9 protein-coding genes are annotated in these 11302 nt (G+C 65.4%); 4 read left to right on the top strand and 5 right to left on the bottom strand.

Going from position 1 to position 11302, the window contains the following annotated elements; all coding sequences use genetic code 11:
• Positions 1 to 9: 9 nt before the first annotated feature.
• Positions 10 to 1626, top strand: coding sequence for a GMC family oxidoreductase (locus BTN82_RS11215; protein ID WP_075119186.1), 1617 nt, complete (start codon positions 10 to 12; stop codon positions 1624 to 1626).
• Positions 1627 to 1911: 285 nt separating this feature from the next.
• On the opposite strand, the gene BTN82_RS11220 is transcribed toward BTN82_RS11215, so the two are convergent.
• The 4 genes from BTN82_RS11220 to BTN82_RS11235 form a co-directional block, all read right to left on the bottom strand.
• Complete coding sequence (locus tag BTN82_RS11220; protein WP_075119187.1) at positions 1912 to 3225, bottom strand: NAD(P)/FAD-dependent oxidoreductase; 1314 nt, start codon at positions 3223 to 3225, stop codon at positions 1912 to 1914.
• Positions 3226 to 3280: 55 nt separating this feature from the next.
• Positions 3281 to 4645 carry a glutamine synthetase family protein gene (locus BTN82_RS11225; RefSeq protein ID WP_075119188.1) on the bottom strand — a complete coding sequence of 455 codons (1365 nt, stop codon included), beginning with the start codon at positions 4643 to 4645 and terminating at the stop codon, positions 3281 to 3283.
• 483 nt (positions 4646 to 5128) lie between these two features.
• On the bottom strand, positions 5129 to 5788 hold the full coding sequence (locus BTN82_RS11230; protein WP_075119189.1) for a methyltransferase family protein: 660 nt from the start codon (positions 5786 to 5788) through the stop codon (positions 5129 to 5131).
• Positions 5789 to 6011: 223 nt separating this feature from the next.
• Positions 6012 to 6911, bottom strand: coding sequence for a LysR family transcriptional regulator (locus tag BTN82_RS11235; protein WP_075119190.1), 900 nt, complete (start codon positions 6909 to 6911; stop codon positions 6012 to 6014).
• Positions 6912 to 7083: 172 nt separating this feature from the next.
• Here BTN82_RS11235 and BTN82_RS11240 point away from each other — a divergent pair, with 172 nt between their 5' ends.
• The 3 genes from BTN82_RS11240 (at position 7084) to BTN82_RS11250 (ending at position 10263) form a co-directional block, all read left to right on the top strand.
• Positions 7084 to 7728 carry a hydrolase gene (locus BTN82_RS11240; RefSeq protein ID WP_075119191.1) on the top strand — a complete coding sequence of 215 codons (645 nt, stop codon included), beginning with the start codon at positions 7084 to 7086 and terminating at the stop codon, positions 7726 to 7728.
• Positions 7729 to 7799: 71 nt separating this feature from the next.
• Positions 7800 to 8378 carry an antibiotic biosynthesis monooxygenase gene (locus tag BTN82_RS11245; RefSeq protein ID WP_075119192.1) on the top strand — a complete coding sequence of 193 codons (579 nt, stop codon included), beginning with the start codon at positions 7800 to 7802 and terminating at the stop codon, positions 8376 to 8378.
• A 37-nt stretch (positions 8379 to 8415) separates the two neighbouring features.
• On the top strand, positions 8416 to 10263 hold the full coding sequence (locus BTN82_RS11250) for an amidohydrolase (protein WP_075119193.1): 1848 nt from the start codon (positions 8416 to 8418) through the stop codon (positions 10261 to 10263).
• Between the two features lie 183 nt (positions 10264 to 10446).
• Here BTN82_RS11250 and BTN82_RS11255 read toward each other — a convergent pair whose 3' ends face one another.
• Positions 10447 to 10776 (bottom strand): hypothetical protein, encoded by a 330-nt coding sequence (locus tag BTN82_RS11255; RefSeq protein WP_075119194.1) that lies wholly within the window; start codon positions 10774 to 10776, stop codon positions 10447 to 10449.
• Positions 10777 to 11302 lie beyond the last annotated feature (526 nt).

The raw sequence follows: 11302 nt of genomic DNA on the forward strand, positions 1-11302 counted from the left end.
TAACCCTGCATGACATACGACTACATCATCGCCGGCGCTGGCGCCGCGGGCTGCATCCTCGCCAACCGGTTGTCCGCCTCGGGGCACTACTCGGTGCTGCTGCTGGAGGCGGGCGGCAAGGACTCATCGTTCTGGTTCAAGATCCCGGTGGGTTTCGCCAAGATGTACTACAACCCGACCTTCAACTGGATGTACTACAGCCAGCCGCAGAAGCACCTGCACAATCGCGCCCTCTACGCGCCGCGGGGCAAGGTGCAGGGCGGTTCCGGCTCGATCAACGCAATGATCTACGTGCGCGGCCAGGCCCATGACTTCGACGACTGGGCGGCGGGCGGCAACGACGGCTGGAGCTTCAAGGAGGTGCTGCCGTACTTTCGCAAGCTGGAGAGCCACCCCGTGGGCGACACCGAGTACCACGGCGCCAGCGGACCGATCAGCATCACCCCGATGAAGGGCCAGACCCACCCGATCTGCGATGTGTTCCTCAAGGGCTGCGAAGAACTGGGCTATCCCCTGAGCGAGGATTTCAACGGGCCGCGTTTCGAGGGCGCGGGGGTCTACGACGTCAACACCCGCAACGGCCAGCGCTGCTCCAGCAGTTTCGCCCACCTGCACCCGGCGCTGGGCCGGCCGAACCTGACCGTCGAGCATCACGCCCTGGTCGACCGGGTGCTGTTCGACGACCTGCAACAGCGCGCCACCGGCATCAGCGTGACCCAGCATGGCGTGACCCGCACCTTCACCGCGCGTAAGGAAGTGATCCTCTGCGCCGGCGCGGTGGACACGCCGAAGATCCTGCAACTGTCCGGGGTGGCCGACCGCGAGCTGCTGGCCAAGCACCGGATTCCGCTGGTTCGGCACCTGCCGGCGGTGGGCCGCAACCTGCAGGACCACCTGTGTGTCAGCTACTACTACAAGGCCAATATCCCGACCCTCAACGACCAGCTCAGCTCGCTGTTCGGCCAGCTCAAGCTGGGGTTGCAGTACCTGCTGACGCGCAAGGGCGCGCTGGCCATGAGCGTCAACCAGGCTGGCGGCTTCTTTCGCGGCGACGCCGAGCAGGCCCACCCCAACTTGCAGCTGTACTTCAACCCGCTGTCGTACCAGATTCCCAAGAGCAACAAGGCCAGCCTCAAGCCCGAGCCGTATTCAGGCTTCCTGCTGTGTTTCAACCCGTGCCGGCCGACCAGCCGCGGGCATATCGAGATCGCCTCGAAGAACCCGCGGGACGCGGCGCTGATCGACCCCAACTACCTGAGTACGCAGAAGGACATCGACGAGGTGCTCCAGGGCAGCCGGCTGATGCGCCAGATCATGCAGGCCCCGGCGCTCAAGGGCATCACCGTGGACGAAGTGCTGCCCGGCCCGGCGGTGGAGAGCGACGCGCAGATGCTGGAGTACTTCCGCGAAAACAGCGGCTCGATCTACCACCTGTGCGGCTCCTGCGCCATGGGCGGCGACGTCGAGACCTCGGTGGTGGACAAGCGCCTGAAGGTGCACGGCATCGACGGGTTGCGCATCGTCGATGCGTCGATCTTCCCCAACGTCACCTCCGGCAACACCCACGCGGCGGTGCTGATGGTGGCCGAGAAGGGCGCCGAGCTGATTCTCGAGGATGCGCTGTAGCTGCTGGCACACGGTCGTTAGATCGCGCCGTCAGGTTTTGCGTCTGCTGCGCAGCCGTACGCAGGCTGCGCCAGCGGCTACAGGATCGAGCCGCGGCCGAAGCAAAGGATGCGCGGGGTTCCCGGACAGAGCGCGTCACCAGGTTTGCGTCGGGCGGGTTTTTGTAGCCGCTGCCGAAGGCTGCGCACGACGACGCAGTCGGCGATGCCGATCGCGAGCAAGCTCGCTCCTACAGGTTTGCCGAGCCTCTGTAGGAGCGAGCTTGCTCGCGAAAAAATCGGCGGTTCAGCGCAGTTTTTCGAGCATCTGGTAGTACCACATGCCCGCCGCCAGCATCGGGTTGCCCAGCTGGTCGCCGAAGGGCACGCGGATGTGCCGGCAGGCGGCGAAGGTGTCGTAGTCGCCCAACTGCCCGGTGATGGCCCGGGCCATGATCTCGCCCATGATGTGGCTGGTGGCAATGCCGTGCCCGGAGTAGCCCTGGCAGTACCAGACGTTGTCCGAAAGCTTGCCCAGCTGCGGGATGCGGTTGATCACGATGCCCATGGCGCAGCTCCACTGGAAGTCGATGGCCACGCCCTTGAGCGCCGGGAAGGTGCGCTCGATGCACGGGCGCAGTTCGCCGGCGATATCCCGCGAGTCCTTGCCGCTGTAGTTGGCGCCGCCGCCGAACAGCAGGCGGCCGTCGGCGGTCATACGGTAATAGTCGAGGACGAAACGGCAGTCGTAGACCGCCAGGTCCTGGGGGTTCAAGCGCTTGGCCAGGTCGCCCAGGGGCGCGGTGGTGACGATGCCGCCCATGGCCGGGAAGATCTTGCCCTTGAGCTGTTTCGGCTCCAGCTTGTGGTACACGTCGCCGGCCAGCAGCACCTGCCTGGCGTCGATGCGGCCCTGGGCGGTGATCACTGCCGGGCGTTCGCCGTGGACGATTTGCAGCACCTCGCTGTGCTCGAAGATCAGCGCGCCGAGGCTTTCGGCGGCGCGGGCCTCGCCGATGCACAGGTTCAGCGGGTGCAGATGCAGATTGCGGGTGTTCTTGATCGCGCCCTGGTAAAGCGGGCTCTCCAGCAATTCGCCGAGCTGGTGCCGGTCGAGCAGGCTGACCTCGTCGCCCATGCCGCGGCGCACCGCTTCTTCGTAGTCGGCGCGCAGGCCGGCGAGGTGGCTGGGCTTGTAGGCCGCGTGCAGGTGGCCGCGCTTGAGGTCGCAGGCAATGGCGTATTTCTCCACCCGCTGCTGGATGATCGTGTGCCCGCGCCAGCGCAGTTGCCAGATGAAATCGTCGACTTCGTCGCCCAGGCTGCGGCGCATCTGCTTGCGCATGGCCTCGTCGCCGGACAGGCTGCCGGTGACCTGGCCGCCGTTGCGCCCGGTGGCGCCCCAGCCGATCTTGTGGCTTTCGACGATGGCCACCTTCAGGCCTTTTTCCGCCAGTTCCACGGCGCTGGCGACGCCGGTGAAACCGCCGCCGATGATCACCACGTCGACCTGATGGTTGCCTTGCAGGGTCGGGTAATGGGTTTCCTGGTTCAGGGTGGCGCTGTAGTACGAAGGGCAGCGTTCGGCTGCCGGTGTGACCGGGTTGAATGCGGCTGTCATGGGTCGTTCTCGAATTCGATGGAGTCGGGCCGGCGCGCGGGCGTCGGCCGCTGCGTCACGCCTGGGTCAGGTACCAGCGCCAGTCCTGTTCGCCGACTTCGGCCATGAACTGGCGGTACTCGGTGCGCTTGACCGCCAGGTACACGCCGAGGAATTCGCGACCCAGGGCGTCGCGGGCCCAGACCGAATTTTCCAGGGCGGTGAGCGAGGTCAGCCAGTCGGTGGGCAGCAATTCGCTGGCCTGGGCGTAGCCGTTGCCTTGCACCGGATCGCCCGGGTCGAGCTGTTCGCGCAGGCCGCGGTGAATGCCGGCGAGGATCGCCGCGGCGGCCAGGTAGGGGTTGGCGTCGGCGCCGCAGATGCGGTGCTCGATATGCCGGCTGTTGGCCGGGCCGCCCGGCACGCGCAGGCTCACGGTGCGGTTGTCGACGCCCCAGGTCGGCGCCAGCGGCGCGTAGCTGTTGGCCTGGAAGCGCCGGTAGGAGTTGGCGTTGGGGCAGAACAGCAGCAGCGAATCGAGCAGGGAGGCGAGCATGCCGCCCACCGCCTGGCGCAGCAGCGGGGTGCCGGCCGGGTCTTCAGAGGCGAACAGGTTGCGGCCCTCGGCGTCGGCGATACTCACGTGCATATGCATGCCGGTGCCCGCCAGGTCGTCGAAGGGCTTGGCCATGAAGGTGGCCTGCATCCCGTGCCGGTGCGCCACCGCCTTGACCAGCCGTTTGTAGCGCACCGCCTGGTCCATGGCGGCCAGGGCGTCGCCGTGTTCCAGGGTGATTTCCACCTGGCCCGGGGCGTATTCGGAAATCGCCGTGCGCGCCGGAATGCCTTGCAGCTTGCAGGCGGCGTAGAGGTCGGCGAGGAAGGGTTCGATCTGCTCCAGTTCGCGCAGGCCGTAGACCTGGGTGTGGCGCGGTCGGCCGCCGTCGGCGTCCAGCGCCGGTTGCGGGCGGCCGTTGCCGTCGCGCTTGGCGTCCAGCAGGTAGAACTCCAGCTCGCAGGCCATGACCGGGTGGTAGCCCTCGGCCTTGAGCTGGTCGATGACCTTGATCAGCAGGTGGCGCGGGTCGGCGATGCTGGCGGGCAGGCCTTCCTGCGGGTGCATGCTGACCTGCACCGCGGCGGTGGGGATCTGCCGCCACGGCAGGCGCACCAGGCTGCCGGCCAGGGGGTAGGCGCGGCAGTCGATATCGCCGACGTCCCAGACCAGCCCGGAATTCTCCACGTCGTCGCCCTGCAGGGTCAGGCCGAGGATGGTGCTGGGCAGCGGCCGGCCGCTCTCGTACACCGCCAGCAGTTCCTCGCGGTGCAACAGCTTGCCGCGCGGCACGCCGTTGGCGTCGAGGATGAACAGCTCGATCATGTCGATATCGGGGTGGGCGGCCAGGAAGCTACGGGCCTCGTCAGGGGCTGCAAAATTCATGGTTCTGTCTCGCTTGCGCCGCAGGGGCGCGCAGGTTCGGTTCATGCAGCGGCGCCGGCGGGGCCCGGTTGCAATGGCAGGAAGCAAGGCTGGGAAGCTGGACGCGTTACGGCGCGTTCAGGCAGCGGGCGAGGGATCCGGAGGGCGCGAGGAATGACGCAGGCGGGAGCGGCACAGGGCCATGGGCAGGTTGACCAACAGTTTCATCGCAGGCCCCCGAAGTGTTCGGGAGCCTGGCCGCGAGCCTGGTGTTTTCCCAGGCCATGGCCGAGGCGGCTGCACGGGGCAGCGGCGCTGGTCTGGCGGTGCGGGAAGGCACACAAGGGGGTCATCGGCCGGCGGGTCTCGTCAAGAATTCACGGACATATCGTGCAACTGAGGTTCACCGTTTTACCGGGACTGGCCGCCGCTGCCAAGGGGCGTGTCACAAAATAATTAACGCTGCCCCTGGCCGCGCGCGGGGGAAATCCTTCGCCAACGCCTTCAGTAGAGCCATGGCACCAGGCGCCAGGTGTAGGCGCAATAAGTGTCGTATTGCTTGCCGAATGCCTGGCGCAGCAGCGCCTCTTCGGCGTGGATGCGGGCGATCAGCGGGACCAGCATCAACGCGGTCAGCAGCAACCCGACCCCGGAGCGAAAAGCCAGGGACCAGCCCACGGAATTGATCAGCAGCCCCAGGTAGCTCGGGTTGCGCAGGATGCCGTAGATGCCGGTGGTCACCAGGCGGTGGCCGGGCTGGATCGCCACCAGGCCGCTGAAGCGGTTGCCCAGCACGAACACCGGCCACAGCCGCAACACGCCGCCGCCAATGAAGAACACCACGCCCAGCCAGCGCACGTCGGCGTCGCCGAAGGTCCAGAAATGCAGGCGGTCGGTGTAGGCGGGGAGAAAGGCCAGCGACAGCCCGAGCAGGCCGAAGGCGGCGAGTACCCAGCGGTTGTCGCGGTCCTCGCGTTCGCCCGGGCTCAGGTTGCCTTCGCTGAACAGCGCCACGCCGGTCATGACCAGCAGGGACAGGGCGATGACCCACAAGGCCGGATGGGAGAAGAAGGCGCCGAACCCGCCGATGCCGAGGATGGCCAGGCCGAGGTAGGCGAGGCTGGCGAACACGCTGAATGCTGCCAGTTTGGGAGAGATGCGCATGATGGCCCCTCACGGATGCCGAGGTGTATGCCTTCAGTGTAGGACTATCGTCGAGACATCCCAGGTCGCCCGCGGCATCGCGTCGCTTGCATCGCCAGCAAGCGGGCTCCTACAGAAACGAGGTGCTCCCGGCCCTTGTAGGAGCGAGGCTTGCCCGCGAGGCGGCGTGCCTGACTCACCGCGTCGTCGGGATCGCCCGCAATCGAGCGTCGACCGGCTGTTCCTACAGGGGAAGGGTTTTCTCCGCCAGCTGGGCGATCAGGAAGTCGATAAAGGCCCGGGTCTTCTGCGGCACGCGACGGGCCGAGGGGTACACCGCGTGGATGCTGATCGGCGGCGCCTGCCATTCGCACAGCACCGGCACCAGGCGGCCGGCGGCCAGGGCGTCGGCGACGATGAAGTCGGGCAGCAGGGCGATGCCCATGCCGGCCTCGGCGGCCTGGGCCAGCAGGTCGCCGTTGTTGGCGTGCAGCGGGCCGGTGACGTGGACGCGCTGGGTGTCCTTGCCGTTGCTCAGTTGCAGGCTGACTCCGCTTTGCAGGTAGCCGTAGTTCAGGCACTGGTGGGCGGTCAGCTCGCGGGGCGTGCGCGGGGTGCCGGCGCGGGCCAGGTACGCCGGCGCGGCCACCATGATCCGCGGCGCCGGGGCCAGCAGCCGGGCGACCATCGACGAGTCGGCCAGGCTGGCGATGCGAATGGTCACGTCGAAGCCGCCGCGCACCGGATCCACCTGCTGGTCGCTGAGCACCAGTTGCAACTCGATGTTCGGGTGCTGTTCATGGAACAGCGGCACCAGCGGCCCGAGACGGCGCAGGCCGAACGACATCGGCGCGTTGACCCGCAGCACCCCGCGCAATTCGCCGATGCCGTTCCGCGCCCGCTGTTCGGCCTCGTCCACTGCGGCCAGGACCTCCCGCGCCGACTCGTAGTATTCGGCGCCGGCTTCGGTCAGGTGCAGGCTGCGCGTGGTGCGTTGCAGCAATTGCACGCCGATGGCTTCTTCCAGCGCCTGGATCTGCTTGCTGACTTTCGAGCGCGGCACGTCCATGGCCCGCGCCGCGGCGGCGAAGCCATTGGCGTCGACGGTGACGACAAAGGCGCGCATGCATTCGATCCGGTCCATGACTGTCCCTATTTTGGAATCAATGATTCTCGATTTTAGGTAATTGTCCCTTTTCGAGCCAGTCCCTAAATTAGCCACCAAGCCGGCAGCACAGCCTCCCGCAGCGGAACCCGCGCCGAGCCCGCGACACGCTTTCAACCCACCCAGCCATCGACAGCAAAAGGAACGCGCCATGTCTATCCGCGAACTGCTCAACCCGAACAACGCCGCCCTGATCCTCATCGACCACCAGCCGCAAATGTCCTTCGGCGTGCAGTCGATCGACCGCCAGACCCTGAAGAACAACACCGTGGGCCTGGCCAAGGCGGCGAAGATCTTTAACGTGCCGACGATCTTCACCTCGGTGGAAACCGAAAGTTTCAGCGGCTACATCTGGCCGGAACTGCTCAGCGTGTTCCCCGACCACCAGCCGATCGAACGCACCTCGATGAACTCCTGGGAAGACCAGAAACTGGTGGCCGCGGTGAAGGCCACCGGCCGCAAGAAGCTGATCATGGCCGCGCTGTGGACCGAGGTCTGCCTGAACTTCCCGGCCCTGGAAGCCCTGGCCGAAGGCTATGAGGTGTACATCGTCACCGACGCGTCCGGCGGCACCACCCAGGAAGCCCACGACATGTCGGTGCAGCGCATGATCCAGGCCGGCGCGGTGCCGGTGACCTGGCAGCAAGTGCTGCTCGAGTTCCAGCGCGACTGGGCCCACAAGGACACCTACGACGCGGTGATGGACCTGGTGCGCGAGCACAGCGGCGCCTACGGCATGGGCGTGGACTACGCCTACACCATGGTGCACAAGGCACCGCAGCGTCAGGTCAAGTAAGCGGCGGTCGGCGGGCGCTCCCTGGGGCGCCCGCTAGACTTTTTCCTCTCGATGCGACCTGGAGTCAGCCCATGAACCTCGAACTTTCCGACGGCGTGGTCACCCTGCTGGTGCGTCACCGCGTCAAGGCGGGCCAGGACCTGGCGTACGAAGCCTGGTTGCGCCGGATCATCGCCACGGCCCGCGGCTACCCGGGGCACCTGGGGATCGATGTGGTACGCGGGCACAGCGGCGGCCTGGCGTTGTTCACCAGCGTGCTGCGCTTTGCCAGCACCGAGCAGTTGCAGCAGTGGCTCGATTCGGCCGACCGTCGCGAGCTGGTGGCGCAGGCCCAGCCGATGCTGGCCGACGGTGACCGGACCGAAATCAACGCCGACCGCGAATTCTGGTTCACCCCCAATGAAGCTGGCACCGCCGCGCCGCCACCGCGCTGGAAGCAGGCGTGCGTGACCTTCCTGGTGATCCTGCCGCTGAGCCTGCTGGTGCCGGCCCTGTGGCGGCCGCTGTTCACCTGGATGCCATGGTTCGGTGGTTACCTGCAAGCCAACGTTCTGATCACCCTGAGCATCGTGCTGCTGGTGGTCTATGTCTTCATGCCCCGCGTGACCCGCTGGTTCAGCCGCTGGTTGCAACCGCGGACCCCGGCCTGAGCGGCCGGTACTTTTCCAGACGATAAGGAGCACTGTCATGAGTAACGCTATTGCCGATCTGATCCTGCACAACGGCCGCCTGCATACGGTGGACCGGGCCCGGCCGACCGCCACCGCGGTGGCGATCAAGGACGGGAAATTCATCGCCGTGGGGCACGATGCCGAGGCCATGGCCTTGCGCGGCAGTGCCACCCAGGTCATCGACCTCAAGGGCCGCACGGTGATTCCCGGTCTCAACGACTCGCACCTGCACCTGATCCGCGGCGGCCTGAACTACAACCTGGAACTGCGCTGGGAAGGCGTGCCGTCCCTGGCCGACGCGCTGCGCCTGCTCAAGGACCAGGCCGAGCGCACCCCGGCCCCGCAATGGGTGCGCGTGGTCGGTGGCTGGAACGAATTCCAGTTCGCCGAAAAACGCATGCCGACCCTCGAGGAGTTGAACCGCGCCGCGCCGGACACCCCGGTGTTCGTCCTGCACCTGTACGACCGCGCCTTGCTCAACCGCGCGGCGCTGCGGGTGGTGGGCTACGACCGCAACACGCCGAACCCGCCGGGCGGCGAGATCGTGCGTGACAGCAACGGCGAGCCGACCGGCATGCTGGTGGCCCGGCCCAACGCGATGATTCTCTACTCGACCCTGGCCAAGGGGCCGAAGCTGCCGCTGGAGTACCAGGTCAACTCGACCCGCCAGTTCATGCGCGAACTCAATCGCCTGGGCGTCACCAGCGCCATCGACGCCGGCGGCGGTTTCCAGAACTACCCGGACGACTACGAAGTGATTGACGAGCTGGCGGCCAAGCAGCAATTGACCGTGCGCATCGCCTACAACCTGTTCACCCAGAAGCCCAAGGAAGAACTCACCGACTTCAAGAACTGGACCAGCAAGGTCACTTACGGTCAGGGCGACGATTTCCTGCGGCACAACGGCGCCGGGGAAATGCTGGTGTTCTCGGCGGCGGACTTCGAGGACTTCCTCGAGCCGCGCCCCGAGCTGCCGCAGACCATGGAGCAGGAGCTGGAGCCGGTGGTGCGCCACCTGGTGGAACAGCGCTGGCCATTCCGCCTGCACGCCACCTACGACGAATCGATCTCGCGCATGCTCGACGTATTCGAGAAGGTCGACCGCGACATGCCGTTCAACGGCCTGCCGTGGTTCTTCGACCACGCCGAAACCATCAGCCCGAAAAACATCGAGCGGGTGCGGGCGCTGGGCGGCGGCATTGCGATCCAGGACCGCATGGCGTTCCAGGGCGAATATTTCGTCGACCGCTACGGCGCCAAGGCCGCCGAACAGACCCCGCCGATCCAGCGCATGCTCGCCGAGGGCGTGCCGGTGGGCGCGGGCACCGACGCCACCCGCGTCTCCAGCTACAACCCCTGGACCTCCTTGTACTGGATGGTCAGTGGCAAGACCGTGGGCGGCCTCGAACTCTATCCCCAGGGCCTGGGCCGCGACACCGCGCTGGAGCTGTACACCCACGGCAGCGCCTGGTTCTCCTCGGAACAGGGCAAGAAAGGCCAGATCAAGGTCGGCCAGCTGGCGGACCTGGTGGCGCTGTCGGCGGACTATTTCAGCGTCGAGGAAGAGGCCATCAAGTGGATCGAATCGGTGCTGACCGTGGTCGGTGGCAAGGTGGTGCACGCCGCCGGCGATTTCAGCACGCTGGCCCCGCCGGCCCTGCCGGTGACCCCGGACTGGTCGCCGGTGGTCAAGGTCCCGGGCCACTGGCGGCCGGCCTCGCCGCTGCTCAACCAGGTGCACCAGTGCAGCGGCCCGTGCGGTGTGCACGCCCACGGTCATGAGCGGGCGCGGCTGTCGAATGTGCCGGTCAGTGACTTCCAGGGGTTCTGGGGGGCGTTTGGGTGTTCGTGTTTTGCCTTTTGAACTGAGGTAGACCGCGTCGTCTGTATCGCGAGCAATCGAGCGTCGACCGGCTGCTCCTGCACCGAGCTTGCTCGCGATAAACGATAACGCGGTTATCAAGTGTGAAGAATAAAAAAGGGGCGCTCTTATCGGGAGCGCCCCTTTTATTCAAAACATCAATAGTTGATTAACGACACATAGTACTTAGCAGAACCGATCGATCACCCGAACTTCCGACTTGTTCTTCAGCGATTGCCATTCATCTTTCAGGGTATCGAGTACCCGTGAGATGAAGTCCCGGTCGGCGGCGGCCTTCTTGCCGACGTAGCCCTGGCCGCGACGGTACATTTTCAGGCGGGCCAGCAGGTCCCGGTTGTTCTGGTCGAACTCGGCTTCGTGGGCGTGGGGCGACAGGCAGTCGATATGCACCTGGCCAGACTTGGCAATCCACAGGATGTGGCTGTCATGGCTGTCTTTCTGTGCTGCGAACATGCGAGCCAGTTCATCGATAGTGGGATGATTGTTCAGATTCATGTTTAAGCCCCTTGACCATTTCGATCTATCTAGTTGAGTCGCTAATTGATATCGCTACATCGGTAAGTTGAACCCTGATACCGGAAACAGGGCGACAGAGGGTGTCTGTCGGATACAGATAAGGCCCAGAGCCTGATGCGTGTAGTTGTCTTGATTAACTGCTACGCAATAGCGTCACAACGAAGAGAAGCAGCGTAAACCTGGATCAAGCTGCCGAAGTTTTCAGTTTCGGCCACAAGCATCTTGAGGAGTTTTCGCCAGCTTCCCGCCCTTTGTACTGGACGTTCATGCCAGGTCAGTTTCATCAATCTGCCTTGTGGGCAGTACACATCCGGGTTGACAGCTCGGCGGTCAGACGAGCTTGCTCATAACACCTTTGCCATGTCTCCCGATCGGGGAGACGTCTGCATCATGCAAGGGCAAATTCGCCTCGTCAACGGTTTTGTAGTGAAAATTTTCAAGCACTACATATTGTCCGACAAAACCTTTCGACCCATGGAAGGAACGGGCTATCGCGACCGCGGAC

The organism is Pseudomonas chlororaphis, assembly GCF_001921865.1.
Classification (GTDB): domain Bacteria; phylum Pseudomonadota; class Gammaproteobacteria; order Pseudomonadales; family Pseudomonadaceae; genus Aquipseudomonas; species Aquipseudomonas chlororaphis_D.